General features: G+C 70.6%; 26 protein-coding genes and 1 pseudogene. 15 read left to right on the forward strand and 12 right to left on the reverse strand.

Going from position 1 to position 26,673, the window contains the following annotated elements:
• Nucleotides 1-209: 209 nt before the first annotated feature.
• Nucleotides 210-2,249, forward strand: coding sequence for a GTP-binding protein (locus ACZ7L9_RS06745; RefSeq protein ID WP_471413151.1), 2,040 nt, complete (start codon nucleotides 210-212; stop codon nucleotides 2,247-2,249).
• A gap of 83 nt (nucleotides 2,250-2,332) precedes the next feature.
• On the opposite strand, the gene ACZ7L9_RS06750 is transcribed toward ACZ7L9_RS06745, so the two are convergent.
• Nucleotides 2,333-3,190, reverse strand: a complete 858-nt coding sequence (locus ACZ7L9_RS06750; RefSeq protein WP_471413152.1) for a transglutaminase family protein — start codon at nucleotides 3,188-3,190, stop codon at nucleotides 2,333-2,335.
• Between the two features lie 16 nt (nucleotides 3,191-3,206).
• Nucleotides 3,207-4,208 carry a GNAT family N-acetyltransferase gene (locus ACZ7L9_RS06755; RefSeq protein WP_471413154.1) on the reverse strand — a complete coding sequence of 334 codons (1,002 nt, stop codon included), beginning with the start codon at nucleotides 4,206-4,208 and terminating at the stop codon, nucleotides 3,207-3,209.
• A 117-nt stretch (nucleotides 4,209-4,325) separates the two neighbouring features.
• Here ACZ7L9_RS06755 and fdxA point away from each other — a divergent pair, with 117 nt between their 5' ends.
• Together fdxA and ACZ7L9_RS06765 are read left to right on the forward strand one after the other, a co-directional pair.
• Nucleotides 4,326-4,646: a ferredoxin gene (gene fdxA, locus ACZ7L9_RS06760; RefSeq protein ID WP_037688837.1), complete on the forward strand. Its 321-nt coding sequence runs from the start codon at nucleotides 4,326-4,328 to the stop codon at nucleotides 4,644-4,646.
• 124 nt (nucleotides 4,647-4,770) lie between these two features.
• The gene (locus tag ACZ7L9_RS06765) at nucleotides 4,771-5,865 is read left to right on the forward strand and encodes a bifunctional succinyldiaminopimelate transaminase/glutamate-prephenate aminotransferase (protein WP_471413156.1); all 1,095 of its coding nucleotides are present in this window, start codon (nucleotides 4,771-4,773) and stop codon (nucleotides 5,863-5,865) included.
• Nucleotides 5,866-5,954: 89 nt separating this feature from the next.
• Here the strand turns inward: ACZ7L9_RS06765 and ACZ7L9_RS06770 are convergent, their stop codons facing one another.
• Both ACZ7L9_RS06770 and ACZ7L9_RS06775 read right to left on the reverse strand, forming a co-directional pair.
• Nucleotides 5,955-6,356, reverse strand: coding sequence for an ATP-binding protein (locus ACZ7L9_RS06770; protein ID WP_471413157.1), 402 nt, complete (start codon nucleotides 6,354-6,356; stop codon nucleotides 5,955-5,957).
• A 339-nt stretch (nucleotides 6,357-6,695) separates the two neighbouring features.
• Entirely contained in the window at nucleotides 6,696-7,670 is a 975-nt protein-coding gene (locus tag ACZ7L9_RS06775) for a hypothetical protein (protein ID WP_471413159.1), read from the reverse strand.
• An 81-nt stretch (nucleotides 7,671-7,751) separates the two neighbouring features.
• On the opposite strand from ACZ7L9_RS06775, the gene dapE reads away from it, so the two are divergent.
• Nucleotides 7,752-8,831, forward strand: a complete 1,080-nt coding sequence (gene dapE, locus ACZ7L9_RS06780) for a succinyl-diaminopimelate desuccinylase (RefSeq protein WP_471413161.1) — start codon at nucleotides 7,752-7,754, stop codon at nucleotides 8,829-8,831.
• A gap of 100 nt (nucleotides 8,832-8,931) precedes the next feature.
• Nucleotides 8,932-9,690, forward strand: coding sequence for an LOG family protein (locus ACZ7L9_RS06785; RefSeq protein WP_471413162.1), 759 nt, complete (start codon nucleotides 8,932-8,934; stop codon nucleotides 9,688-9,690).
• 279 nt (nucleotides 9,691-9,969) lie between these two features.
• Here the strand turns inward: ACZ7L9_RS06785 and folP are convergent, their stop codons facing one another.
• Nucleotides 9,970-10,842, reverse strand: coding sequence for a dihydropteroate synthase (gene folP, locus ACZ7L9_RS06790; RefSeq protein WP_471413164.1), 873 nt, complete (start codon nucleotides 10,840-10,842; stop codon nucleotides 9,970-9,972).
• 311 nt (nucleotides 10,843-11,153) lie between these two features.
• On the opposite strand from folP, the pseudogene ACZ7L9_RS06795 reads away from it, so the two are divergent.
• Both ACZ7L9_RS06795 and ACZ7L9_RS06800 read left to right on the forward strand, forming a co-directional pair.
• Nucleotides 11,154-11,519, forward strand: a pseudogene (locus tag ACZ7L9_RS06795) (DivIVA domain-containing protein); the annotation flags it as partial.
• 278 nt (nucleotides 11,520-11,797) lie between these two features.
• Nucleotides 11,798-12,385 (forward strand): DNA-3-methyladenine glycosylase I, encoded by a 588-nt coding sequence (locus ACZ7L9_RS06800; RefSeq protein ID WP_471413165.1) that lies wholly within the window; start codon nucleotides 11,798-11,800, stop codon nucleotides 12,383-12,385.
• A gap of 16 nt (nucleotides 12,386-12,401) precedes the next feature.
• Here ACZ7L9_RS06800 and chcB read toward each other — a convergent pair whose 3' ends face one another.
• Nucleotides 12,402-13,214: a 2-cyclohexenylcarbonyl CoA isomerase gene (chcB, locus tag ACZ7L9_RS06805; RefSeq protein ID WP_471413167.1), complete on the reverse strand. Its 813-nt coding sequence runs from the start codon at nucleotides 13,212-13,214 to the stop codon at nucleotides 12,402-12,404.
• A gap of 313 nt (nucleotides 13,215-13,527) precedes the next feature.
• Here chcB and ACZ7L9_RS06810 point away from each other — a divergent pair, with 313 nt between their 5' ends.
• Nucleotides 13,528-13,695, forward strand: coding sequence for a DUF3117 domain-containing protein (locus ACZ7L9_RS06810; RefSeq protein WP_003966491.1), 168 nt, complete (start codon nucleotides 13,528-13,530; stop codon nucleotides 13,693-13,695).
• Nucleotides 13,696-13,870: 175 nt separating this feature from the next.
• Here the strand turns inward: ACZ7L9_RS06810 and ACZ7L9_RS06815 are convergent, their stop codons facing one another.
• Nucleotides 13,871-14,536, reverse strand: coding sequence for an O-methyltransferase (locus tag ACZ7L9_RS06815; protein ID WP_471413169.1), 666 nt, complete (start codon nucleotides 14,534-14,536; stop codon nucleotides 13,871-13,873).
• A 181-nt stretch (nucleotides 14,537-14,717) separates the two neighbouring features.
• Between ACZ7L9_RS06815 and sigE the strand changes: the two genes are divergently transcribed.
• The 5 genes from sigE (at nucleotide 14,718) to ACZ7L9_RS06840 (ending at nucleotide 19,680) form a co-directional block, all read left to right on the forward strand.
• Complete coding sequence (gene sigE / locus ACZ7L9_RS06820; RefSeq protein ID WP_471413171.1) at nucleotides 14,718-15,473, forward strand: RNA polymerase sigma factor SigE; 756 nt, start codon at nucleotides 14,718-14,720, stop codon at nucleotides 15,471-15,473.
• Nucleotides 15,470-16,540: a zf-HC2 domain-containing protein gene (locus tag ACZ7L9_RS06825; protein WP_471413173.1), complete on the forward strand. Its 1,071-nt coding sequence runs from the start codon at nucleotides 15,470-15,472 to the stop codon at nucleotides 16,538-16,540. Before sigE ends, ACZ7L9_RS06825 begins: the two co-directional genes overlap by 4 nt.
• Before the next feature lie 111 nt (nucleotides 16,541-16,651).
• Complete coding sequence (locus tag ACZ7L9_RS06830; protein ID WP_471413174.1) at nucleotides 16,652-18,316, forward strand: S1C family serine protease; 1,665 nt, start codon at nucleotides 16,652-16,654, stop codon at nucleotides 18,314-18,316.
• A gap of 99 nt (nucleotides 18,317-18,415) precedes the next feature.
• A complete protein-coding gene (locus tag ACZ7L9_RS06835; RefSeq protein ID WP_471413176.1) occupies nucleotides 18,416-18,901 on the forward strand; it encodes a sec-independent translocase in 486 nt (161 codons plus the stop codon).
• Nucleotides 18,902-19,020: 119 nt separating this feature from the next.
• Entirely contained in the window at nucleotides 19,021-19,680 is a 660-nt protein-coding gene (locus ACZ7L9_RS06840) for a hypothetical protein (RefSeq protein ID WP_471413177.1), read from the forward strand.
• Between the two features lie 155 nt (nucleotides 19,681-19,835).
• Here ACZ7L9_RS06840 and ACZ7L9_RS06845 read toward each other — a convergent pair whose 3' ends face one another.
• From ACZ7L9_RS06845 to ACZ7L9_RS06855, 3 genes are all read right to left on the reverse strand, one after another.
• A complete protein-coding gene (locus ACZ7L9_RS06845) occupies nucleotides 19,836-20,969 on the reverse strand; it encodes an Mrp/NBP35 family ATP-binding protein (protein ID WP_471413179.1) in 1,134 nt (377 codons plus the stop codon).
• A gap of 99 nt (nucleotides 20,970-21,068) precedes the next feature.
• Nucleotides 21,069-21,626 (reverse strand): DUF1003 domain-containing protein, encoded by a 558-nt coding sequence (locus ACZ7L9_RS06850; RefSeq protein ID WP_471413181.1) that lies wholly within the window; start codon nucleotides 21,624-21,626, stop codon nucleotides 21,069-21,071.
• Complete coding sequence (locus ACZ7L9_RS06855) at nucleotides 21,616-22,890, reverse strand: magnesium transporter MgtE N-terminal domain-containing protein (RefSeq protein WP_471413183.1); 1,275 nt, start codon at nucleotides 22,888-22,890, stop codon at nucleotides 21,616-21,618. Before ACZ7L9_RS06855 ends, ACZ7L9_RS06850 begins: the two co-directional genes overlap by 11 nt.
• Before the next feature lie 203 nt (nucleotides 22,891-23,093).
• Here ACZ7L9_RS06855 and ACZ7L9_RS06860 point away from each other — a divergent pair, with 203 nt between their 5' ends.
• Nucleotides 23,094-23,873 (forward strand): hypothetical protein, encoded by a 780-nt coding sequence (locus ACZ7L9_RS06860; RefSeq protein WP_471413185.1) that lies wholly within the window; start codon nucleotides 23,094-23,096, stop codon nucleotides 23,871-23,873.
• Between the two features lie 76 nt (nucleotides 23,874-23,949).
• On the opposite strand, the gene ACZ7L9_RS06865 is transcribed toward ACZ7L9_RS06860, so the two are convergent.
• Both ACZ7L9_RS06865 and ACZ7L9_RS06870 read right to left on the reverse strand, forming a co-directional pair.
• Complete coding sequence (locus ACZ7L9_RS06865; RefSeq protein ID WP_471413187.1) at nucleotides 23,950-24,471, reverse strand: hypothetical protein; 522 nt, start codon at nucleotides 24,469-24,471, stop codon at nucleotides 23,950-23,952.
• 12 nt (nucleotides 24,472-24,483) lie between these two features.
• On the reverse strand, nucleotides 24,484-25,599 hold the full coding sequence (locus ACZ7L9_RS06870) for a magnesium and cobalt transport protein CorA (protein WP_471413189.1): 1,116 nt from the start codon (nucleotides 25,597-25,599) through the stop codon (nucleotides 24,484-24,486).
• Nucleotides 25,600-26,030: 431 nt separating this feature from the next.
• Between ACZ7L9_RS06870 and ACZ7L9_RS06875 the strand changes: the two genes are divergently transcribed.
• Nucleotides 26,031-26,666: a suppressor of fused domain protein gene (locus ACZ7L9_RS06875; protein ID WP_471413191.1), complete on the forward strand. Its 636-nt coding sequence runs from the start codon at nucleotides 26,031-26,033 to the stop codon at nucleotides 26,664-26,666.
• Nucleotides 26,667-26,673 lie beyond the last annotated feature (7 nt).

The following is a 26,673-nucleotide window of genomic DNA, read 5'->3' on the forward strand; positions in this document are numbered from 1 at the left end:
TCCGGGGCGGACCTCTGGCCCAGCTGACCGCTCCGACCGGCCCGGATCTCCCGGACGACGCGGGCCGGTGCGCAATAAATCGGTTGTCGCACGGGGCGGCCCCTGCTGTAATCCCCGCAGCACTCGATCGACCGAGGAGAAGACCATGCGCGGAACTCTCATGTTCATTCAGACGGGAATTGCCACCGATCTCGAAAGCATGGAGTTTTGTGCACACGCTGAATCTGGGAATTCTGGCGCATGTCGACGCCGGTAAGACGAGCCTGACCGAGCGGCTGCTCCACACCGTCGGTGTCATCGATGAGATCGGCAGCGTCGACGACGGGAACACCCAGACCGATTCTCTGGCGCTGGAACGGCAACGCGGCATCACGATCAAGTCCGCCGTCGTCTCGTTTCCCATCGACGACATCACGGTCAATCTGATCGACACACCCGGCCACCCGGATTTCATCGCCGAGGTGGAACGGGTACTCAACGTGCTCGACGGTGCCGTGCTGGTGATCTCCGCGGTGGAGGGCGTACAGGCGCAGACCCGTGTTCTGATGCGGACGCTGCGACGCCTGCGCATTCCGACGCTCATTTTCGTGAACAAGGTCGATCGCGGCGGCGCGCAGGAGGAGTCCCTTTTGCGGAGCATTTCGGAAAAACTCACCCCGGCCGTGATCGCCATGGGATCGGTCGACGGGCGGGGCTGCCGGGACGCCCGCTGTACGCCGTACACCGGGGGCGACCCGGGCTTCACGGACCGGCTGGCCGAGCTTCTCACCGACCATGACGACGCACTGCTGACCGCGTACGTCGAGAACACGGCGCCGCTCCCGTACCGCAGGCTGCGCGATGAGCTGGCGGTACAGACCGGGCAGGCGCTGGTGCATCCGGTGTTCTTCGGGTCGGCGATCACCGGAGCAGGTGTGGATGCCCTGATCAGCGGGGTCAGGGAGTTGCTGCCCGCGAGCGCGGGCGACGCCGACGGGCCGGTCTCGGGCAACGCCTTCAAGGTCGAGCGGGGGCCGGGCGGCGAGAAGATCGCGTACGTCCGGATGTTCTCCGGCACGGTACGGATCCGCGACCGGCTGCCGTTCGGCCGGGGCGACGGACACGCGGGCAGGAGCGGGGGCGGTCGCCGGGAGGGGAAAGTGACCGCGATCAGTGTCTTCGACCGCGGTTCGGCCCTACGCGAGGCGGCGGTCGGAGCCGGCCGGATCGCCAAGCTCCGGGGACTCGGCGACATCCGGGTCGGCGATACGGTCGGCGCGCAGGACACGACCGGGCCAGGGAATTCGTTCGCCCCGCCGACGCTGGAATCGGTCGTAATCCCCTGTGCTCCGGCGAGCAGGGGCGCACTGCATTTCGCTCTCGCGCAACTCGCCGAGCAGGACCCATTGATCAATCTGCGTCAGGACGGCATCCGGAAAGAAATTTCCGTCTCGCTCTACGGCGAGGTGCAGAAGGAAGTGATCCAGGCGACGCTCGCCGATGAATTCGGGATCGACGTCACCTTCCGCGAGACCACGACCATTTGCCTGGAACGGCCGAACGGCACTGGTGCGGCATGCGAGGTCATCGACCAGGACCCCAATCCCTTTCTGGCGACCGTCGGTCTTCGGATCGATCCGGCGCCGATCGGCAGCGGTATCGAATACCGGCTGGAGGTGGAACTCGGATCGATGCCGTACTCGCTGATGAGAGCGGTGGAGGAGACCGTCGGGGAGACTTTGCGGCAGGGAATTCACGGCTGGCAGGTCACCGATTGCGTCGTCACCATGACGCATTCCGGCTACTGGCCCCGGCAGAGCCATTCCCATGCCGTCTTCGACAAGAGCATGTCGAGCACCGCCGGGGATTTCCGCAATCTGACCCCGCTGGTCCTGATGAGCGCGCTGAAGCAGGCCGGGACCACGGTCTACGAACCGATGCACCGCTTCCGCCTGGAACTCCCCACGGACCTGCTCGGCCCGGTCCTGCCCGTACTCGCACATCTGCGTGCCGTTCCCGGGAAACCGGCCCCGCACGGTGCCGTATGCGTGCTGGAGGGAGAGATTCCGGCGGCCCGGGTCCACGGACTGCAACAGCAGCTCCCGGCCCTGACGCGCGGCGAAGGGGTCCTGGAATCCGAATTCGAATCCTATCGGGCGGTCATGGGCACGCCTCCGGACCGGCCGCGCACCGACCGCAATCCCCTCAACCGCAAGGAGTACCTGCTGCACACGGTGCGCAGGATCGCCGGACGAGGAGAAACCCGCTGACCCGGACCGCTCCCGCCCGACCCCATCCGTACGCATGGCACCGGACCCCGCTCCCTGATCCGGCCCGATCCGAACGAAAAATCCTAGTTAAGCAGCGCCCGCGCCGCGCGCGCCTTTTGCCGGATCGCTTCCGCCGTCTCGGGCTCGACCCTGTCGACCACCTCCGCGTACTCCTCCATCTCCGCCGCTCCGCGCAGGAACTGTCCGCTCTGTACGAGCAGTTGCGCCCGCTCGTACCGCAGCCGGGCCGGGTGCGAGGGCAGCAGCAGCGAAAGGTCCACCGCCCAGAGCGCCACGTCCGTCCGTTCCGGGCGGGTCGCCGCCCACGCCCTGATGTTGTTCAGGATCCGCAGCACGATCTCCAGCGGTCGCGCGGGCACCAGCATCGACTCGTCGAGGGGCTCCCCGGTCGCCCCCGCCACCAGCAGCTCCGCGTCCTGCCCGGTCATCGGGCGGCCGCCGTCGAACGGATCGGCCAGCACCCGCTCGGCCGGATCGCCGAACCCGACGACGAAATGGCCGGGCAGCGCCACCCCGTACACCGGAGCGCCCGCCCGCCGCGCCACCTCGATCCACACCACGGACAGCAGGATCGGCAGCCCGCGCCGCCGCCGCAGCACCTGGTGCAGCAGCGACGACTCCAGCCGCTGGTAGTCCGCCGACGAGCCCGCGAAACCGCACCGCTCGCCGAGCAGTTCCGCCAGAGCCGAGGCCCAGGCCCGGCCGCCCCGCACCCCGTACGGGAGCCGGCCCGCCAGCTCGTCCAGTTCGATCTGTGCGGCGTCGGTCCCGTTCGCGTCCAGCGCCGGGTCGGCCACCGCGCCCAGCAGCAGGCAGAGCAGCGCGAGGTCCGGCCGCTCGGCGCGTGCCTCCTCGGCGAACCACCGGTACAGCTCGTCCCGGCCGGGGCGTCCCGGCCGGTCGGGCTCGTGAGGACTCATCGCGCCTCCCGCCCCGTCACGCCGACCGGAAGTGGTGATACCGGTGATGGACCACGAACCCCATGCCTTCGTACAGCGCCCGCGCCCCGTCGTTGTCCGTCTCGACCTGGAGCCACGCCGCCGAGGCGCCCTCGTCCAGGGCCTTGCTGGCGAGCGCGGTCATCACGGCGGAGGCGAGCCCGCGCCGCCGGTGCGCCGGGTCCACCTCGACGGCCATGAACCCGGCCCACCGCCCGTCCACCACGCACCGTCCGATCGCACGGGCCGCCGCGCCCTCGACGTCACCGGGCACGGTGGCGAACCACACCGACGGGCCGCCGCGCAGCACCTGAAGGACGTGCGGTCCCGGGGTCTCGAAGCGCTGGTAGCGGGAGAGCCACGCCTCGTCGAGGTCCCGGCTCAGCCGCACCCGGGAGACATCGGCGTCCAGATCACCGATGGGCGCCAGCGCGGCGACCCGTACCTCGGCCGTCACCTCGCGCCGCCACCCGCGCTCCTCCAACTCGGCGCAGAGCAGCTCCTGGGTGCCCTCCGCGCCGGTCGCGGTCTGGATGTACGCGGGCAGTTCCCGCTCCCCGTACCACCGCCGGACGCGCCCGAGCGCCTCGTCGAGCGGCATGCCCGGATCGCCGAGCGGCAGTACGGAGTTGGCGCGCCGGGTGAAACCTCGGGCGGCGCGCAGCCGCCAGTCGCCCAGCGGCTCGCTCTCCACCGGCGGCCAGGCGCGGGCACAGACGGGCGCGAGCTCGTCGAAGGAGGCCGCGGGACCGCGTCGCCGGGCCGGGGCTGCGGGCACGACCTTGCCCGCCACCAGCGTCGATTCCGAGATGCGGACGGAATCCCCACTCTTCGTTGTGATCGACAGCACACCGTTGTCCCACGATGTGAGAACGCCAACCGTGTCAGTGAACTTCGCCCCTTGCGGGCCGTCCTTCGACGTACGCCGGACTGATACCCGTTTGCCCACGTCAGCCGGTGTAATTCGGACTTCGAGTTGTCCGCCGATGGTGAATTCCACAGCTCTCCCCGCCCCTCCTGTTCGGTTCGTGCCCGCGAACGGAGATACTAGGGGTGGGCATCGACGACGCCGCGCTCCCGCGCGAGAGCCAACGCCCTACCGAGGAGGAACGACAGCGTGACCTACGTCATCGCGCAGCCTTGTGTCGACGTGAAGGACAAGGCCTGCATCGAAGAGTGCCCCGTCGACTGCATCTATGAGGGCCAGCGGTCCTTGTACATCCACCCGGACGAATGCGTCGACTGTGGAGCCTGTGAGCCGGTGTGCCCGGTCGAGGCGATCTTCTACGAGGACGACACCCCGGAGGAGTGGAAGGACTACTACAAGGCGAACGTCGAGTTCTTCGACGACCTCGGGTCGCCCGGTGGTGCCTCCAAGCTGGGCCTCATCGAACGCGACCACCCGTTCATCGCCGCGCTGCCGCCGCAGAACCAGTAGTCAACGGCAGGCAGGTGCGCCGCCCCGGTCCCGTACGGCTCGTCACCGTACGGGACCGAGGCGTTTTTGCCGCCGGAGCGGTCCGAGCAGCCCTCGGAAACCCCGTACGAGAAAGCAGAGATCCGTGTCCGCAGTCTCCTCCCGTCTCCCGGTCTTCCCCTGGGACAAGCTCGCGCCCTACAAGTCGACGGCCGCCGCCCACCCGGACGGCATCGTGGACCTGTCCGTCGGTACGCCCGTCGACCCGGTGCCCGAGCTGATCCAACGGGCGCTCGTCGCCGCCGCGGACAGCCCCGGCTATCCGACGGTGTGGGGGACCCCCGAGCTGCGCGACGCGATCACCGGCTGGGTGGAGCGGCGGCTCGGCGCGGTCGGCGTGGCGCACGAGAACGTCCTGCCGGTCGTCGGCTCCAAGGAACTGGTGGCGTGGCTGCCGACCCAGCTGGGTCTCGGCGCGGGCGACAAGGTGGCGTACCCGCGCCTGGCCTACCCGACGTACGAGGTGGGCGCCCGGCTCTGCGGCGCCGAGCCCGTCGTCTACGACGACCCCACGGAGCTGGACCCGGCCGGCCTGAAGCTGCTCTGGCTCAACTCGCCGTCCAACCCGACCGGCCGTGTCCTGTCCAAGGAGGAGCTGACCCGGATCGTCGCCTGGGCGCGCGAGCACGACGTGCTGGTCTTCAGCGACGAGTGCTACCTGGAGCTGGGCTGGGAGGCCGAACCCGTCTCCGTACTGCACCCGGACGTCTGCGGCGGTACGTACGAGGGCGTCGTCGCCGTCCACTCGCTCTCCAAGCGCTCCAACCTGGCCGGATACCGCGCGGCCTTCATCGCGGGTGACGCGGCCGTGCTCGGCGAGCTGCTGCTGATCCGCAAGCACGGCGGCATGATGACGCCGGCCCCGGTCCAGGCGGCCACGGTCGTGGCGCTCGGCGACGACGAGCACGTCGCCGAGCAGCGGACGCGGTACGCGGAGCGGCGCGCGGCCCTGCGCGCGGCACTGGAGGCGCACGGCTTCCGCATCGAGCACAGCGAGGCGAGCCTGTACCTGTGGGCGACGCGCGACGAGCCGTGCTGGGAGACCGTGGCGTATCTGGCGGAACTCGGCATTCTGGTGGCGCCGGGCGACTTCTACGGGCCGGCCGGTGACCGCTTCGTACGCGTGGCGTTCACGGCGACGGACGAGCGCGTGGCCGCCGCGGTCAAGCGACTGGCCTGATAGTCGGCATCACATGCGAGGGGCCTCGGGAGTGCGCCGCACTCCCGAGGCCCCTCGCATGTGATGCGCCGGCCGGTGGCCGGTGCGGGTCAGCCGATCGGCAGCCCCTGGGTGGGCAGGCCCTGGGTGGGCAGGCCGCCCTGGGGCGCGACACCGGCGGCGCCGCCGAGGACCTCGCCCGCGTTGCCCGCGGCACCGCCGGCGGCGTTCTGCACGGCGGGAGCGGCCTTGCCGACGGTCTTGCCCGCGACCGGGAGGGTCGTCCCGACGACCTTGCCGCCGGTCTCGCCCGCCGCCTCGGTGCCCTGCTGCGACGCGCCGTCGACCGTCTTGCCGAGGCCGGCGCCGTCGAGGGTGGTCAGACCGCCGAGCTCCGGGGTCCGCGGGAGCTCCGCGGCACCTGCGGCTCCGGCCGCACCGACCACGGGGGCTGCACCCGCGGCGATCAGCAGCGCGGCACGGGCGATCCGGCGGGTCAGGGGGAGGGACATGATGCTCCTTCGACGGAATGAGGAAGATGAGGAACGGGCCTGTCCGTTGATCGGACGCAATGACAACCGTCGTAAGGGCGGGGGAGGTTGCGGTACGTCGAGGTAAAGAGTCGGCAATGCGTCACATAATCGGCAATGGACGAACCCGGGCGGACGCCGCATTCCCGGAGTGGACGATGAATCGTCACTTCTCTTTGCCCGTAAGGAAAATGGGGGGCGGGGGAGGGGTTTCGGGAGGTGCTGCGGGCATGGGTGTTCCGGAGGGGCCGGACAACACCTCCGGGTGACTCTTCGTGCTGCTGAACGACTGCCGCGCGGGACGGCTGCCGCGCCGGCCGACTAAGGCGCGAGCCCCATGCGGACCTCGGTGGTGCCCGAACCCTTGCCGTCCGTACCGTCCGTACCCACTGTCCGCCAGCCCTCCCCGGCCTTCCACACCCGGCCCGCGTACGCGACCTCGTCCAGGCGTAGTGCCTCGGACCGCGCGACCGCCCAGTGCGCGAGCTCCCAGCCGCGCCGCGTCGCGTCGTCGGCCCCGGAGGCGCGGGCCGCCCGCACCGGAACCGAGACCGTGCGCGCCGCCGTCGCAGACGCACCGGCCGCACCCTTCCCGTCCGGCCGCGCCGACGGCCGCTCCGCGGGCAGCACATCCTTGCCGAAGGCGCGCACCAGCTCCGCCCGCACCTTCGCCGCGTCGGCCTTCGCGGCCGTCGTCCGCGGCGGCGTGCAGTTCAGCGCGGCGGGCGTACGGCCGGTCAGCGCGGCCGCCAGCAACGCCGCGTCCGGCTCGTGCTTCGCGTACGCCTGCGGAAAACCACTGCGCTGGACCCGCTGCGCGGCGACCGTCAGCGGCAGCCGCGAATAGCCGGGAACCTCGGCCAGATGCCGGTAGAACTCCCCGGCGGAGTAGACCGGGTCCAGGATCTGCTTCTCGGTGCCCCAGCCCTGCGAGGGACGCTGCTGGAACAGCCCCAGCGAGTCCCGGTCGCCGTGCTCGATGTTGCGCAGCCCCGACTCCTGCAACGCGGTCGCCAGCGCGATCGTCACCGCGCGCTCCGGCATCCCGCGCGAGGTGCCGACCGCGGAGATCGTCGCGGCGTTCGAAGCCTGCTCCGGGCTCAGCCGGTACGTACGGCCCTGGCCGTCCGAACCGTCGGCGGACGCCACGGTGCACCCTTCGGTGACCCGGCTGCCGGATACGTACTGCACGGTCAGATAGCCGCCCAGCGCGGCGAGCACGCCAAAGGCAGCCGCGACGCGGAAGAGACGGGAGCGGCCGGTGTGTCGGCGGGTGGGGGAGACGTTCCGGGGCACGGGGCCACCGTACTGGAGTGTCCGGCCGGGGCCGAGGGCCCAGCCCCTCAGGGCCGGTTCCGTTCGTCTAGGGTCGGTTCCATGCCCGAAAGCACGCTTGATCTCACCCTGGACGGCCCCGCGCTCACCGCCCGGCTCGTCGACTTCCCGTCGGTCAGCGGTCAGGAGAAGGACCTCGCCGACGCGATCGAGTCGGCGCTGCGCACCCTGCCGCACCTGACCGTCGACCGGTACGGCAACAACGTCGTCGCACGTACGAACCTGGGCCGGGCCGAGCGGATCGTACTCGCCGGACACATCGACACCGTGCCGATCGCCGACAACGTGCCGTCCCGGCTCGACGACGACGGCGTGCTGTGGGGCTGCGGCACCTCCGACATGAAGTCGGGCGTCGCCGTGCAGCTGAGGATCGCCGCGACCGTGCCCGAGCCCAACCGCGACCTCACCTTCGTCTTCTACGACAACGAAGAGGTCGCCGCGCACCTCAACGGACTCGGCCACGTCGCCGCCGCCCACCCCGACTGGCTGGCGGGTGACTTCGCCGTACTCCTGGAGGGCTCCGACGCCCAGGTCGAGGGCGGCTGTCAGGGCACCCTGCGGGTCTTCCTCCGCACCGAGGGGGAGCGGGCCCACTCCGCGCGCGGCTGGATGGGGTCCAACGCCATCCACGCCGCCGCCCCGATCCTGGCCCGCCTCGCCGCGTACGAGCCGCGCCGCCCGGTCATCGACGGGCTCGAATACCACGAGGGCCTCAACGCGGTACGGATCGAGGGCGGCGTCGCCAACAACGTCATCCCCGACGCCTGCACCGTCGTCGTCAACTACCGGTACGCCCCCGACCGCACCGCCGAAGAGGCGCTCGCCCACGTCCACGACGTCTTCGCGGACTGCGGCGTCGCCGAATTCACCGTCGACGACCACTCGGGCGCGGCCATGCCCGGCCTCTCCCACCCGGCGGCCAAGGCGTTCATGGCGGCGGTCGGCGGCACCGCCCGGCCCAAGTTCGGCTGGACCGACGTCTCCCGCTTCAGCTCCCTCGGTGTCCCCGCGGTGAACTACGGGCCCGGCGACCCGCTCCTCGCGCACAAGCGCAACGAGCACGTCGCGGTCGACCGGATCACCCACTGCGAGGAACGGCTCCGCTCCTGGCTCACCAGCTGACCCACGGCATTACCCTCTTCGTAACCTCGGTGGATCTACCCTGACCTGACACAGGTGGTCATCGGTGATGGTCATCGATCGTCGTCGGAGGGAGCAGGTCATGGGCAACCCCGAGGGAGCGCACGTCCCCGAGGAGCAGCGGCAGGGGCCGGTGCTCCGCCGCAGGGACCAGGTGCAGCCCGGCACCACCGACCAGCGGCTGCTGGACACCGAGGGCGATTCCGAGTGGGTGCACACCGACCCATGGCGGGTGATGCGCATCCAGTCGGAGTTCGTCGAAGGGTTCGGCGCCCTCGCCGAGCTGCCGAGTGCCATCAGCGTCTTCGGCTCGGCCCGCACCCCGGCCGGCGGGCCGGACTACGAGGCGGGCGTACGGATCGGCAAGGCCCTGGTCGAGGCCGGCTTCGCGGTGATCACCGGAGGCGGCCCCGGAGCCATGGAGGCGGCGAACAAGGGGGCGCGGGAGGCGAAGGGCATCTCGGTCGGACTCGGCATCGAGCTGCCCTTCGAGTCCGGCCTCAACCCGCACGTCGACATCGGCGTCAACTTCCGCTACTTCTTCGTCCGAAAGACGATGTTCGTGAAGTACGCACAGGGCTTCGTCGTCCTGCCGGGCGGCCTCGGCACCCTGGACGAACTCTTCGAGGCCCTCACCCTCGTCCAGACCGGCAAGGTCACCCGCTTCCCGATCGTGCTGTTCGGCACCGCGTACTGGAGCGGGCTCGTGGACTGGCTGCGGGACACGGTGGTGGCACAGGGGAAGGCGTCCCAGCACGACCTGCTGCTGTTCCACGTCACGGATGACGTGGACGAGGCGGTCAACCTCGTCACGAAGGAGGTCGGCCGGGTGGGCCGCTAGCGCCCCTCCCGGCAAGCTTTGCCCCGTCGCGCCGCCCAGCACGCACTCCCCCAAGGCCTCAAGGGCCAGGGGGACCCCCTTCCGCGTTGGCCAAAAGCCCTGGTAGCTCCTTCCCCAAGCTCTCAACTTCGTTCGAGCAGGGGAGACCCCATCCAAGGACTTCCGGCCGCCTTGCGATCGCACGCACCGGACGATCTCCGCCTTGCGATGCACCGCACCAGACCCCCGGGCTGATCCACGAGGATCGACAGGACAGGACCTACTAGGGCCGCTCGTCGTTCAGGCCAGTCCGCGCCGTGCGACCGCCGGCTCGCGGTGGCCGGCGATGGACGCGACCATGTCCAGCACCTGCCGCGTCTCCGCCACCTCGTGCACCCGGTACACCCGCGCCCCCAGCCACGCCGACACGGCCGTCGTCGCGAGCGTCCCGAGCACGCGTTCCTTCACCGGCCGGTCGAGCGTCTCGCCGACGAAGTCCTTGTTGGACAGCGATACGAGGACGGGCCAGCCGGTCTCCGCCATCTCGTCGAGCCGGCGCGTCGCCTCCAGGGAATGCCGGGTGTTCTTCCCGAAGTCGTGACCGGGGTCGATCATGATGCCGTCCGGCCGCACCCCGAGCGCGACCGCCCGCTCGGCCAGCCCCGCCGTCACGCGCAGGATGTCCGCCATCACGTCGTCGTACGCGACCCGGTGCGGCCGGGTCCGCGGCTCGGCGCCGCCCGCGTGCGTACACACCAGACCTGCGCCGTACCGCGCGGCGACCTCCGCGAGCTTCGGGTCGACGCCGCCCCACGCGTCGTTCAGCACGTCCGCGCCGGCCTCGCAGACCGCCTCGCCGACATCGTGGCGCCAGGTGTCGACGCTGATCACCACATCCGGGTGGCGGCGCCGCACCTCCGCGACGAACCCCACCGTGCGACGGGCCTCCTCCTCGGCGGTCACCTCCTCACCGGGGCCCGCCTTCACACCCCCGATGTCGACGATCGCCGCGCCGTCCGCGATCGCCTGCTCGACCCGGGCGAGCGCGGGCTCGTCCCGGAAGGTCGCGCCCTGGTCGTAGAAGGAGTCCGGGGTACGGTTCACGATCGCCATGATCACCGGCTCGTGCGCACCGAATTCACGCCGCCCAAGCCTGAGCGCACCGCTTCGCATCCCGTCTGTCTCCTCTGGTAGATCGCCCGTGGGTCGCTTGCGACCCTAACGGCCTGACCCACGATTGGCAGCGGCGTCCCGGCGCCTGGGACCCTCGCCTCCGGCGTTGTCGTCAGTCGCGATGTTCCCCGAGCTCTCGGCTTCGCTCGAGCAGGGGAGGCCCCACCCGCCATCGCTCCCTCCTCCGACTTGGATTCGAAGGCCCCAGGCACTGCTCCTTCTCCCACTGCCAATCGTGGGTCAGGCCGTAACTGTCGGTACCGCATGGCACGATCGGAGTCGGACAGGTTTCCGCCCTTGGGGAGATGCGCGTGTTCTGGTTCTTGCTGCTGGCGATGGTGGTGGTCGTGGCCGCGGTCACCCTCGCGGTGGTCGGCGGAGGGAAGAGTGCCGTCCTGCAGGACGTGGCGCCCGAGCAGCTGACCGACCCGCTGCCCGCGACGCGTCCGGTCGGTCGCGCGGATGTCGAGGCGGTGCGACTGCCGGTGACCTTGCGCGGCTACCGCATGACGGATGTCGACGAGGTGCTCGGCAGGCTCGGCGCCGAGCTCGCCGAGCGGGACGCGCGGATCGCGGAGCTGGAGTCGGCGCTGGCCGGGGTGCAGGCGACCGCGGTCGGCGGCCCCGATCTCCTCGAGCGGCCGGAGGACCGGCCGCAGCCGACCACGGAGCGCCCCGAGGACCGCCCGAAGGCACCGTGGGAGGCACCGGGCCAGGACCCGCGGCAGGAACCCGGACAGGAACCCCGGCAGGAACCCGGACAGGAACCCCGGCAGGAACCCCGGCAGGAACCCGGACAGGAACCCCGGCAGGAACCCGGACAGGGCCCCTGGCAGGACATCCGGCCTGATCCGCAGCGGGACCCCTGGCAGGCGCCGCAGCGGGACCCCTGGCAGGCCCCCCGGCCCGATCTGCGGCAAACCCGGACCCAGCGACCCGGAGAGGAGCCCCGGCGATGAGCGGCGGCGCACAAACGGCCCCGGACGGCGGACTGCGCTGCCCATGGGGGCTCTCCACCGAGGACTACCTCGCGTACCACGACACCGAATGGGGCAAGCCCGTCCACGGCGACGACGCCCTGTTCGAACGGCTCTGCCTGGAGGCGTTCCAGTCCGGCCTCTCCTGGCTGACGATCCTGCGCCGCCGCGAGGGCTTCCGGTCCGCCTTCGCCGGGTTCAAGATCCCCGCCGTGGCGGAGTTCACCGACGCCGACAAGGAGCGGCTCCTCGCCGACGCCGGGATCATCCGCAACCGGGCGAAGATCGAGGCGACCCTCGCCAACGCCAAGGTCCTGGCCGACTGGCGCCCGGACGAGCTGGACGACCTGATCTGGTCCCACGCCCCCGACCCGGCCGGCCGGCCGGCCCCGCGAACCGTCGAGGACGTCGCCGCGGTCACTCCGGAGTCCACGGCGCTGGCCAAGGAACTCAAGAAGCGCGGGCTGCGGTTCGTCGGACCCACGACGGCCTACGCCCTGATGCAGGCCTGCGGCCTGGTCGATGACCACCTGGCCGACTGCGTGGCGCGCGGGGCGGGGGCGTAGACGCGGTCGGGAGCGGCTACCGCCCGAGGTACTTCGGCTTCTCCTTGTTCAGGAACGCCTGCACCGCGATCGCGTGGTCCTCGGACGCGCCCGCCTTCGTCTGGAGTTCTTCCTCCTTCTCCAGCGCCTCGCCCAGTGTGTGAGCGGCGCCGTAGGCCAGGGACTCCTTGAGCGCGGCGTATGCGACCGTGGGACCGGACGCCAGGGCGCGGGCCACGTCGGCGGCCTCGGCGGCCAGGTCGGCGGCGGGCACCAGCTTGTTCACGATGCCCAGATCGTGCGCGTCCCGCGCGGAGATCGACCGGGGGAAGAGCAGCAGATCGGCGGCGCGACTCTGCCCGATCAGGCGGGGCAGCGTCCAGGAGACGCCCGAGTCGGCGGTCAGGGCAACCCCGGCGAAGGACGTGTTGAACGAGGCGGTGTCGGCGACCACCCGGTAGTCGCAGGCCAGCGCGAACCCGAAACCGGCACCGGCCGCGACACCGTTCACCCCGGCGACGACCGGCTTGGGCATCTCGGTGATGGTGCGCACGATCGGGTTGTAGTGCTCCTGTACGGTGCTCAGCGCATTGCCGCCGCCGGACTCACGGGCCTCGGCGAGCTTGCCGACGTGCTCCTTCAGATCCTGGCCGACGCAGAAGGCGCGCCCGGTCGCGGTGAGCAGAACGGCCCGTACGGCGGTGTCGGCCGCCGCGGACTTCAGCGCGTCACGGAGCGCCACCTTGGCCTCGGTGTTCATGGCGTTCATCGCGTCGGGACGGTTGATCGTGATCGTCGCGAGTCCGTCGCTCACTTCATAGAGCACGCTGTCCGCCATCTGGTCGGCCATTTCGCTGTCCCCTCTGCACCTCGGGCAATGCCTGTCGAGGCAAGCATGGCCGACTCGGGCCGGAGCGAACATGTGACCTGCGTCTAACAATTGCGCTCCGATGGAGGGGCGCGGGGGGCGGAGTATCGCAGCTCGATCGCCGAATTGGGTGGTTTTGAGAGAGCGCGTTGCGCAAGCGATGCCGACCGATGTTGGTCATCGGGGTCTGTGATGCGGGATAATGGCCATGAAGCAATGTGTTCGATGCCGGTGACACAGCGCCTGTCATGGGGCCGCCGGTTGCGATGAGCTGGTTTCAGGAAGGGGAACGAGCATGGCGGCCATGAAGCCGCGGACGGGCGACGGCCCGCTCGAGGTGACAAAGGAGGGGCGGGGCATCGTCATGCGCGTTCCGCTCGAAGGCGGCGGTCGGCTTGTCGTGGAGCTGACTCCGGACGAGGCCGATGCACTCGGCGATGCCCTCAAGAAGGTCGTCGGCTGAGCAGAGGCGCCCACACTTCTCGCTGCCCCGACACGGTGCCCGTGCCGGGGCAGTGATGCGTCCGCAGCCGGTGCGCCCGGGGAACCGGACCCGTGGATCAAGCCCGTCCGGCGGTTGAGGACACCGCCGGTGCCGCCCGGACAGGGGCACGCCCCCGACCCCGTTCCCGGGAGCGTCAGCCCCTCCGCACCGCACACAGCAAGCCGTCGCCCACCGGCAGCAGCGTCGACATCAGCTCCTGGCTCTCCCGTACCGCCCGCAGCAGCTCCCGCAGCCGCAGCACCTCCGCGGGCTGCGCCGCGGAGTCGACCGTACGGCCGTCCGCGAAGACCCCCTCGAAGCAGACCAGACCGCCGGGCCGCAGCAGGCGCAACGATTCAGCGAGACAGTCAAGGCTCTCCAGCCGGTCGCCGTCGCAGAACACGAGGTCGTATCCGCCGTCCGCGAGCCGCGGCAGTACGTCCAGGGCGCGGCCGGGAATGAAGCGGGCCCGATTGGCGGCGAACCCCGCGGCCCGGAACGCCTCCCGGGCGAACTGCTGGCGTTCGGGCTCGGGGTCGACCGTGGTCAGTACCCCGTCGGGCCGCATGCCGTGCAGTAGGTGGAGCCCGGACACGCCGGTCCCCGTGCCGATTTCGGCCACCGCTTTGGCGTCCGTCGTGGCAGCGAGCAAGCGCAGCGCGGCGCCGGTACCTGGCGACACCGAGCGAAGCCCTGCCTCCCGGGCCCGGTCCCGGGCCCAGCGCAATGCTTCGTCCTCGGCGACAAAGGCGTCGGCGAACGCCCAGCTCGTCTGCCGGTTGGCGGTAATGACCCTCTCCTGTCCCCGTAGTTGGCGCAACGGTGACTGTATCCGCTGCACCCGGGAACCCGCAGATGGGACCGGGCGTTATGCAAGGGCAGGGGAAAGCGCATGGAATCGGCCCGCGGATCGGGTCCGGGGGCCATGGGCCGGAGGTTCCGGGGTGATCCCCGGCCCCAGCAGGAAAAAGGCTTATCCGGAGCTAACGGGCGAGGTGGCTATGGTAGGGGCTCCGCTGGACACCACCAGAGCCGATAGGGGAGGTGCGGCTGCGCCTGTGGATCGGAGAGGAGTGCTGTGGCGCTTCCTCAGGTCGGCGGGTGAGCCGAAATCCGTGACCAACATCGCTGACCGTTCTTCCAACGCACTGACCGCGACCTTCGCCTCTGATGCGGACTCCCAGGCGTGGACGCCGCCCTCATGGGGAGAGATCGTCAGCACGCACAGCGGCCGTGTCTACCGCCTCGCCTACCGGCTGACGGGCAACCAGCACGATGCGGAGGACCTCACGCAGGAGGTCTTCGTCCGCGTGTTCCGGTCGCTGTCCACCTATACGCCGGGCACCTTCGAGGGCTGGCTGCACCGCATCACGACCAACCTGTTCCTGGACATGGTCCGTCGTAAGCAGCGGATCCGCTTCGACTCCCTCGGCGACGACGCCGCCGAGCGGCTGCCGAGCCGTGAGCCGTCCCCGCAGCAGGTCTTCAACGACACGCACTTCGACGCGGACGTGCAGCAGGCGCTGGACACCCTCGCGCCCGAATTCCGTGCCGCCGTCGTGCTCTGTGACATCGAGGGCCTCTCGTACGAGGAGATCGCCGCGACGCTGGGCGTGAAGCTCGGCACCGTGCGCAGCCGTATCCACCGCGGTCGCTCGCACCTGCGCAAGGCGCTGCAGCACCGTTCGCCCGAGGCCCGTGCCGAGCAGCGCTCGCTGGCGGGCGCGATCCTGGCAGGGGAGGGCGGAACGGCGTGAGTGGCAAATGCCCGACCCCCGCGGAGCAGCACTTGGGGGACCGGCTCGCCGCGCTTGTCGACGGCGAGTTGAAACACGACGCCCGTGAGCGGGTGCTCGCCCACCTCGCGACCTGCGCCAAGTGCAAGGCCGAGGCAGCCGCACAGCGGCGCCTGAAGAGCGTCTTCGCGCAGTCCGCCCCGCCTTCGCCGTCCGAGGGGTTCCTCGCCCGGCTGCAGGGCCTTCCCGGGGGGCCGGGGAGTGACGACGACAGCGAGGGAAGACCATTCGGCGGCTCCGGGCGTTTCGCCGACGGGCTCTTCCCGGTGATTCAGCAGCCCGGCAGCCGCACCGATTCGCCGGGGAGTTCACCGCTGGGGAGTTTCGGCTTCACCCCGGCCCCGCACGGCTCGACCGCCGTACTGCCGGGTGGGCCGTCCTCCCGGTCGGGCTTCCGGATCCATGAGGTGGGCCGCGAGCCGGACCGGTCGCCGTGGCGCGGCCGGAGATTCGCCTTCGCCGCGGCCAGCGCCGTTTCGCTGGCGGCCATCGCCCTGGGCGGTGCGCTGCCGACGGGCGCGGGTTCCAACACGTCGGCCGGCGCCGCGGGCGCCGGAAACGCGGTGACTCCGCTCGACGCCGCTTCGCGCGGGGAGAGCAACGGCTCGGTGAGCCGTCGCAACGGTGGCAGTCAGGGCGCGCTCGCCGCGACGGAGGCGGGCGACCGCTCGATCGCCGCCGCCCCGCCGTCCGTGCCGGAGGTCACACCGGTGGCGCCGTCCACGGCACCCATGCTCCTCTCCTCCGGAAACCTTGCGTCCGGAAACCTCGCGTCCGGGACCCTCGCGCCGGGAACCCTGGCATCCGGAACCCTCGCGGGGAACACCTTCGGCGTCCCGGTCCTGACCAATATGTCCGCGCCACCGCTGATACGCCCGACCGGCACGTCCCCGCTCTTCGCACGGGTGCTCGGGCAGCTCGCCTCGCAGCCCCCCGCCCCGTCCGCGCCGCCGTCCTGGGCGCCGCCGCCGGCCTCGGCCCTCCCCACCCCCGCCGACCGTGGTCTGCCGCTTTCCTCCCGGCGCTGACCTCAGGTCTGCGCAGACATTCGCAAACCTGGTTGAATTCCGGGAGCAGTTCCGGGAGTGACGCCCCTGCGGGGGCGTGCAGAGGCCAGTTGCGGCAGTTGCGGGGAGAACATGGAAGACGGGAAGTCCACCGGGCCGAAGGCGAAATGGTGGAGCCGGCCCGCGCCGGGACGCACCACCCGCTCAGCGCCGGACGAGCCGTCCCCCGCAGAGGACGTGGCACCCACGGCCGATACGACGGACAAGACGGCCGTGACAGACATGACGGAAGCGCCTACGCCCGAGCCCACGGCGCCCGTACCGGCCGCGCGGCCACCGGCGCCGCTGCACCAGCCCGACGAGTACAGCACCCCGCCCTACGGCGGACCCGGCCCCTGGGCACCAGCACCACCCGTGCAGCGACCGGTCCCGACCCCCGCGCACGGCACCCCCGTACCCGCGCAGTACACCGGGACGAATGGCGCAGGCATCCCCACCGGCCCCACCGCGCCCGACGCACCCACCCACCCCGCCGCCCCCGGCTTCACACCCATGCCTACGTCCACGCCCTCTCCCTCGCTCCCGCAGCCCCGGTCGACGCAGTGGCTCCAGTACGACCCCTGGGGGGCGCCCCGGCAGCCGCTGACGAACCCCGGCCCGCCGCTCGGGGCCGACACCGGCCATAAGAAGAACCGCCGCGGTTCCCTCCTCATCGGCGCCGTGCTGCTCGCACTGGTGGCGGGAGGTATCGGCGGCGGCATCGGCGCCTACATCGAGCGCAACGGCGGCCTCACTCAGGTCGAGCTTCCGCAGACCAGCCGGAACAGCGGGGGCCGCGCCCCCGACAGCGTCGCGGGCATCGCCGCCAGCGCGCTGCCCAGCGTGGTCACCCTCCATGTCAGCGGCACCACGGAATCCGGCACCGGTACCGGCTTCGTGCTGGACAACTCCGGCCACATCCTCACCAACAACCACGTCGTCGCCCCGGCCGGATCCTCCGGCGAGATCACCGTGACGTTCAGCGGTGGCGAGACCGCGCGCGCCGAGGTCATCGGCAAGGACAGTGGCTACGACCTGGCCGTGGTCAGGGTCACCGGCGTCTCCGGCCTCAAGCCGCTGCCGCTGGGCAACTCCGACAATGTGCGGGTCGGTGACCCCGTGGTGGCCATCGGCGCCCCCTTCGACCTGTCCAACACCGTGACCTCCGGCATCATCAGCGCCAAGGACCGGCCGATCACCGCGGGTGGCGAGAAGGGCGACGGCAGCGACGTCAGCTACGTCGACGCGCTGCAGACCGATGCCCCGATCAACCCGGGCAACTCCGGCGGACCGCTCGTCGACACCGATGCCCATGTCATAGGCATCAACAGCGCCATCCGTGCCGCCGACAGCGGTTCGAGCGCCGAGGGCGGGCAGGCGGGGTCCATCGGTCTCGGCTTCGCCATCCCGATCAACCAGGGCAAGCGGGTCGCCGAGGAGCTGATCAACACCGGGAAGGCCACCCACCCGGTGATCGGCGTCACGCTCGACATGAAGTACACGGGGGACGGTGCCAAGGTCGGCACACAGGGGGCGGCCGGCAAGCCCGCGGTGACTCCGGACGGACCCGGGGCCAAGGCCGGGATCAAGCCCGGCGACATCATCACCGAGGTCGACGGTCAGCGGGTGCACAGCGGTGAGGAGCTGATCGTGAAGATCCGCGCGCACCGGCCCGGCGACCGGCTGGACCTCGGTCTGACCCGAGGTGGTAAAGACCTGTCCATCTCTTTGACCCTCGGGTCGGCAACCGGCACGTGACGGTCACGGGACGCTACCGCGCGGACAGTTTCGACGGGTACCGTGGGCCGGGTCCGGACCTCGACCGACACGGTCTCGGAGAACACGAGGAGCAACAGGGTGTTCAATGACATAGGCGCACTCGAGCTGGTGACGCTCGCGATCCTGGGTGTGCTGATCTTCGGCCCGGACAAGCTGCCCAAGGTCATCCAGGACGCCTCGCGCTTCATCCGCAAGATCCGCGAGTTCTCGGAGAGCGCCAAGGAGGACATCCGTACGGAGCTCGGTCCGGAGTTCAAGGACTTCGAGTTCGAGGACCTCAACCCCAAGACGTTCGTCCGCAAGCAGCTCATGGACGGCAACGACGATCTGGGGTTGAAGGAGATCCGCGAGAGCTTCGATCTGCGCAAGGACCTGGCCGAGGTCACCGACGCGGTGAACGGCCGGGAGAGCGCGGCCGTGGAGTCCGCGGACTCCGGCGGCGGCGTGTCGAGCGGCTCGGCGATCACTGCCGCCAACGGCTCCGGCGGTACTCCGGACCTGCTGAAGAAGGGTGCACAGCCCGCGAAGGACGACCACCCGCCGTTCGACGCAGACGCCACCTGAGGGCAGTCAATCCCGAGTCGTCCGGGCGGTATGGCTATTCTCCATCTGTCCGGTTGTGAGGACGCCCGTGGGGGGCGGGCCGCTCCGGACCCAACGGATCGAGGAGGCGGGCCGGGCATATGGAGACGACCAGTCGGGTGGGCGCGGAAGACGCGCCGGGCACAGTCGCCGCAGAAGGGGTGTCGGCGGCCCGGACTGTCGTCGACGGTTATCTGGCAGCTCCGTTTCCCTGGTACGCACTGGACGAGGCCTTCACCGGACCCCGTTGGCTGATGCAGGTGGGCACTGCTGCGGACGGCACCGTGCAGCACGGTTCCCTCGGGCACGGTGACGAGCCGTCGGTACGGGCCGACGCGGGGACCGAGAAGCAACGATTCGCCGTCGTCGTGACGGTGGGCAGCAGTCCGGTGCGGCGCAGCGGTGACGGTACGGGGGTGCTGGACGCGATCACGGTCTCCTCGGCGGCCTGGCTGGCCGGGTCCGGTCTGCTCGCCTGTACATGGCCCCCGCAGTTGGACCACTCGCTGCGCGACGACTGGCTGGACCAGCAGACGGAGACGGCGTTCGAACTCGCCGACGATCTGGACGGCCCCGCGTGGTCGGCGCTGTCACTGCCCGTGGACGGCGTCCCCGTGCCGTTCCACTACCGCGAGTCCGAGTTCGGCTGGGTGTTGGCGGGGTCGGCGGACGGCGGGGTGCACATCGGGGCGTACGGGCGGGGGATGAGCGCGTACGGGCTGGGGTTCTCTGTCGTCGGCGACATCGCGACGTACGCGTAGCCGAGGGGGACGGCGGTGACCGGCCGAGGCTGGTTGCCGCGTCGACCTCGGTCGCCGACCGGGCTTGAAGGCGACCTCGATCGCCGACCGGGCCCGGTTGCGCCGGACGAGCCCGACACGTCACGCCCGTCCGGCGATCGAGAGCAGTCCCCGCCTCAGAACTTGTTGCGCGGGGTGATTCCCAGCGACATGCCCGACAGGCCGCGCTGACGGCCCCCCAGCTTGTCCGCGATGGTGCGCAGCGCCTTGCCGGCCGGGGAGTCGGGGTCGGACAGGACGACCGGCTTGCCCTCGTCGCCGCCCTCGCGCAGCCGTACGTCGATCGGGATGGAGCCGAGCACCGGCACCTCCGCGCCGACCGTCCTCGTCAGGCCCTCGGCGACCTTCTTGCCACCACCGGTACCGAACACGTCGACCATCTCGTCGCAGTGCGGGCACGGCAGGCCCGACATGTTCTCGACGACGCCGACGATCTTCTGGTGGGTCTGCACGGCGATCGCACCGGCCCGCTCGGCCACCTCGGCCGCCGCCTGCTGCGGGGTCGTGACGACCAGGATCTCGGCGTTCGGTACAAGCTGCGCCACCGAGATCGCGATGTCACCGGTGCCCGGGGGCAGGTCGAGCAGCAGGACATCCAGATCGCCCCAGTACACATCGGCGAGGAACTGCTGCAGCGCTCGGTGCAGCATCGGTCCGCGCCACACCACCGGGGTGTTGCCCGGGGTGAACATGCCGATGGAGATGACCTTCACGCCGTGCGCCGACGGCGGCATGATCATGTTCTCGACCTGGGTCGGCTTGCCGTCCGCGCCGAGCATCCGGGGCACGCTGTGCCCATAGATGTCCGCGTCCACGACACCGACCTTGAGGCCGTCGGCCGCCATCGCGGCCGCCAGGTTCACCGTCACCGACGACTTGCCGACGCCGCCCTTGCCGGACGCCACCGCGTACACCCGGGTCAGCGAGCCGGGCTTGGCGAACGGCACCTCGCGCTCCGCCGTACCGCCGCGCAGCGACGACGTGAGCTCCTTGCGCTGTTCGTCGCTCATCACGTCGAGCGTGACGTCGACGCGGCTGACGCCTTCGACCTTCGCCACCGCTTCGGTCACGTTCTTGGTGATCGTCTCGCGCATCGGGCAGCCGGAGACCGTGAGATAGACCGTGACAGCGACTGCACCGTCAGCGTCGATCTCGACCGACTTCACCATGCCGAGTTCGGTGATCGGACGGTGGATCTCGGGGTCGTTCACTGTCGCCAGTGCTTCGCGCACCGCGTCTTCGGTAGCCATACTGTCGATAGTACGGGTGCGCGCAGCGCTCGTTGCAAGGGTGGTGGCGGGCGGCGGGAGGGCGTTACGGCGCCTGGTGCTACGCGCGAGTAGCACCCGTCAGCGGTCTTCGTCACTCTCGGGCGGGTACAGGGCCCGCCGGTCGTGCAGGTCCCTCGCGAGGTCCTCCAGTTCGGAGCGGATCCAGTCGCGAGTGGCGACCTCGCCGAGACCCATTCGCAGCGACGCGATCTCCCGGGTGAGGTACTCGGTGTCCGCGATGGAGCGCTCGTTCTGCTTGCGGTCCTGCTCGTAGGTGACCCGGTCGCGGTCGGCCTGCCGGTTCTGCGCGAGCAGGATGAGCGGGGCCGCGTACGAGGCCTGGAGCGACAGCATCAGCGTCAGGAAGATGAACGGGTACCCGTCGAACCGCCACCCCACGGGCGCGGAGATGTTCCACGCCAGCCAGGTGATGATGAACAGTGTCATCCAGAGGATGAAGCGCCAGGTGCCCAGGAACCGGGCGATCCGCTCGGAGAGCCGACCGAACGACTCGGGGTCGTAATGGGGCAGCAGCCGCCGCCGCGGGGCCTTCGGCTGGTCCAGCCGGTAACGGGGCGGGCGTGCGATGCCCGAGGCACCCGCCGGCGCCCCCTTCGAGCGGTCCTCACCGGCCACGCGCGATCTCCTCCTCACCGTGGAAGTCGGTCTCCCGCCAGTCCTCGGGCAGCAGGTGGTCGAGCACGTCGTCGACGGTCACCGCGCCGAGCAGTGATCCGCTCTCGTCCACGACCGGCACGGATACCAGGTTGTACGCGGCCAGATAGCTCGTCACGTCCGGCAGCGGAGTGTCCGGTGTGAGGGGGACGAGATCGCTGTCGACGATCGAGCTGACCAGGGCGTACGGCGGATCCCGCAGCAGTCGCTGGAAGTGCACGGTGCCCAGGTACTTGCCGGTCGGTGTCTCGTCGGGGGAGCGGCACACGTACACCTGGGCGGCGAGCGCCGGGGACAGGTCCGCCTGCCGGACCCGCGCGAGCGCGTCGGCGACCGTCGCGTCCGGCCGCAGAATGATCGGCTCGGTGGTCATCAGACCGCCCGCGGTCCGTTCCTCGTACGACATGAGGCGCCGCACATCCGCCGCGTCGTCCGGCCGCATCAGCGTCAGCAGCCGCTCCTTGTCCTCCTCGGGGAGTCCGGACAGCAGATCGGCGGCGTCGTCCGGGTCCATGGCCTCCAGGACATCGGCGGCGCGCTCCTCCTTGAGCTTGCCGATGATCTCCACCTGGTCGTCCTCGGGGAGCTCCTCCAGGACATCGGCGAGCCGGTCGTCGTCGAGCGCGGCGGCGACCTCGGCCCGCCGCTTCGGCGACAGATGGTGCAGCGCGTTGGCCACGTCCGTCGGGCGCAGCCGCTCGAACGTGGCGACCAGGGACTCGGCGCCCTGCCCGCCCTCCTCCAGCGAGAACCCGCTGACCGCCGACCACTCCACCGTCAGCGTCTCGCCCTTGCGCCGGAGCGCACCGCCCTTGCCCCTGCGTACAAAGTACTTGTCGATCTCCCAGTCGCGGCGGGCCGGGAGCTGCTGGATGGCGACATCGAGGACGGTGACCTCCTCGCCGGTCTCCACGAGGCGTACGCGCCGGTCGAGGAACTCGCCGAGCACCAGGCGTTCGGTCGGCCGCTGTTCGAAGCGCCTCATGTTGACCACACCGGTGGTGATGACCTGACCGGACTCGATCCCCGTGACCCGGGTGATCGGGAGGAAGATCCGGCGGCGGCTGAGCACTTCGACGACCAGGCCGAGCAGCCGGGGCGGCCGGCCGCCGACCCGCAACATTGCCACCAGGTCGCGGAGGCGGCCCACCTGATCGCCGTTGGGGTCGAAGACCGGGGCGCCGGCGAGATGCGAGACGAAGACCCGGGGGGCGCCTGCAGCCATGGTGCGCCTCCTTCTTCCGGGTACGACTTTTCTGTCCGGTCCGTTTGACAGCTAATTAACCGTTATGACGGGATCAGGCTAGCCCGTACCGCTCCGGGCTGCCCCGGTGGACCCGTCCGTACGGCTCTCTGCCGGACGGCGTGCACGGCACAGGTACGCTGCCGTCTGCCACCCCCGCCCCGCAGACGAGAGGCAGTGCGCCCGTGACCTCTTCCGCCCCGCCCGTCCGGTTCCGTCGCCGCCGGACCGCCCTCGCCGTTGTGCTCTGCGCGGGGCTGACCGCCACCCTCACGGCGTGCGGAGGCGAGGATCCGGACCAGGGGACCAACGGCGTCGGCAAGCTCGCCGCCACGGAGATCGAGAAGAAGGCGCAGGCCGCCGCAGCCTCTGCCGACGCGGTCCACCTGGCCGGGACGCTGGTCAGCAAGGGCGGCACGTACAAGCTCAATATGCAGCTCAGGGAGAAGGGCGGCACCGGCTCCGTCACCTCGAAGGACAGCACCTTCGAGCTGCTGCGCATCGGTGACGAGCTCTATCTGAAGGCGGACGCCGGGTTCTGGAGCCACGACGAGACGTCCGGCGAGAAGTCCGAGGCCGACAGCGACGCGGGCGGAGCGGCCGCGGACAAGCTCGAGGACAAGTACGTGAAGGTGCCCGAGGACGACCCCACGTACAAGCAGCTGCGCGGCTTCACGGACAAGAAGACCCTGCTCGACGGGCTGCTCGCCCTGCACGGCACCCTCAACAAGGGCGACCGGGAGAAGGTCGGAGCGACCCGGACCGTGCAGATCACGGGCGGCAAGGGCGAGGGCGGCACGCTCGACGTCTCGCTGGAGGGCACACCGTATCCCCTGCGCTTCGCGCGCGGCGGCGGCGGCGGGATCGTGACGCTGTCGGACTGGGGCAGGGAGTTCCCGCTGGAGGCCCCGGCGAAGGGCGACACGGTCGACTACGGACAACAGCTGCCCAAGACGTCCTCCTGAGAGCAGCCCGCACGAGCCGCGGACCGCACGGCCCGGGGCGTCGCCCGGCGGATCGCGGGCGGCAGGTTTCGCCCCGTCAGCCCTTGCGGCCCCGCTTCAGCAGTCGCGGCAGCCCGGCCGGCACCGGCCGCCGTGTGGTCGCGGATGTCGGGAGCGGCGGTGCCGCCAGTGAGCCGTCCGGCAGCTCCGTACGGAATTCGCCGGGGGTCAGCCGCAGCACCCGGCACTCGCGCGCCCACCGCTCCGTCATCTGCTCGGCGTCCGGCGCGTTCAGCCGCTTGCCCTTGAGCTCGGCGACCGCGGCCTCCCACTCCTCGGAGTGCGGCGCGAGCTCCGACACGGCAGCCGTCCAGGCGATCAGCCGGCCCCCCTTGTCCTTGCTGCGCACGGTCACCTCGGCGGCGGACCCGTCGGCGAGACCGGCCGGCAGCGGCTGCTCACCGGGGCCGTCGCCGACCAGATGCGCCGCGCCCTCGTGCCATACGTGCCACAGGGCCCGCGCGGGGCCGGCACCCCGCACCCAGATGAGGCCGGACTTCTTCGTGGCCTCCTCGACCAGGGCCCGGCCCAGCGGCACGTCAGCGGCAGCAGCAGTCATACCTGAACTCTATTAGAGCCAGCCGTTGCGCTTGAGCGTGCGGTGGATGGAGAAGCAGACCACTCCGATGACGCCCAACACCATCGGGTAGCCGTACCGCCAGCCCAGCTCGGGCATGTGCTTGAAGTTCATGCCGTAGACGCCGCAGATCATCGTCGGTACGGCGACGATGGCCGCCCAGGACGTGATCTTGCGCATGTCCTCGTTCTGCGCGACGGTCGCCTGCGCCAGGTTGGCCTGGAGGATCGAGTTCAGCAGTTCGTCGAAGCCGATGACCTCTTCGTGCACCCGCGCCAGGTGGTCGGCGACGTCACGGAAGTACTTCTGGATGTCGGGGTCGATCAGTCGCATCGGCCGCTCGCTCAGCAGCTGCATCGGCCGCAGCAGCGGTGATACGGCCCGCTTGAACTCCAGGACCTCACGCTTGAGCTGGTAGATCCGGCCCGCGTCCGAGCCGCGCGGGCTGCCCTTCGCGGGAGTGGAGAAGACCTCGATCTCCACCTCGTCGATGTCGTCCTGGACGGCGCCCGCCACCGCGATGTAACCGTCGACCACATGGTCGGCGATGGAGTGCAGCACCGCGGAGGGCCCCTTGGCCAGCAGCTCGGGGTCGTCCTGCAGCCGGTGCCGCAGCGCGCGCAGCGAGCCGTGGCCGCCGTGCCGCACGGTGATGACGAAGTCCCGGCCGGTGAAGCACATCACCTCGCCGGTCTCCACGACCTCGCTGGTCGCGGTGAGTTCGGCGTGCTCGACGTAGTGGATGGTCTTGAAGACGGTGAACAGCGTGTCGTCGTACCGCTCCAGCTTCGGCCGCTGGTGGGCGTGGACGGCGTCCTCGACGGCGAGCGGGTGGAGACCGAACTCCCGGGCGATACCGGCGAATTCCTCCTCGGTCGGCTCGTGCAGGCCGATCCAGGCGAAGCCGCCCTCCTCCCGCACCTCGAGCATCGCCTCGTGCGGCGTGCGGCAGGAGCCGCTCTCCACGCGCCGTCCGTCGCGGTAGACCGCGCAGTCGACTACCGCGCTGGAGGCGGACGGGTCACGGGTGGTGTCGTAACTGTTGTGCAGGGCGTTGCTCTTGCGCAGGGACGGGCGCACGGCGGCGCGCAGGTCGCGGATCATCGACATGGCTGGCTCCTTCACGGAGGGCCGTCGTCGGGCACGTGGAACAGCCCGGAATGGGGACGTGTGCTCACGTCCGCAAAGCGGGCGGCACCGCAGCGGCACGATGACGGCGTTCGCTACAGACAGGCAAATTCGCTACAGACAGGCAAAGGGGGGGGGGTGCTCTTCCGCCGTGCGCAATGCCTTGGGCCTTGACCGAGAAGGCTTCAGATCACCGAAGAGAGGTGAGATACGGAAGAGCGGTTGGTACTGCACGGTCGACTTCGATCCATGGCAGCCCCACCTCCTCCAGCCGGTCCCCCGTGGGGGATGACGTGTCGTCGGGGCTGAGAGCGACGCTTCTGCGTGCTGCCCCGACCAGCGGCCAAGACTATCAGCCGACTGAGGGCCAATCCCTTACTTTGCCCGTTCCATACGCGTCCTATGCTCGCGGGATGGGAGAAATTCTTGCTCTGGTCGAGGCCCGGCTGCTCACGGCCCTCGGTGAACCCGACGCGCGCGCGGCGGTGACGTTCCTCGGAACGGACCGCATCGAGGTGCTCCGCTTCGTCGATGGTGACGTGGTGCGCTACGCCACGCTCGGCATGTCCGCACAGCCGATGGCCGACCCGACCGCGACCCTCGCGGACCCGGTGAAGGGGCCGCGCGCCGAGCTGATCCTCTCCTTGCGCGCCGGACTCGCGGACACCGACAAGGTGCTGCGCCCGCTGGCCGTGCTGGCGGCCTCCCCGCAGGTCGAGGGGGTGATCGTGGCCCCCGGCGCCTCGCTGGAGGTGGGCGAACCGCTGTGGCCCGGGGCTCCGTTCAGCTCCGTACTGGTCGCCGAGCCGGGCGGACTGGTCGAGGACCTGGAGCTGAATGAGCCTGCGCCGCGCAGCGGCTCCGTGAGCGGCGGTGGCCGGGAGACGGGCGGGCCCATGGAGCCGGTGCGGTTCCTGCCGCTGCTGCCGATGACGCGCAACGAGGCCGCGTGGAAGCGGGTCCGGGGCGCGCAGGAGCTCCAGGAGCGGTGGCTGTCGCACGGCACGGATCTGCGAGATCCGCTGCGCGGCTCCGTGGACCTGGACTGAGAGCCTG

Source organism: Streptomyces sp. NPDC111516 (assembly GCF_055635345.1).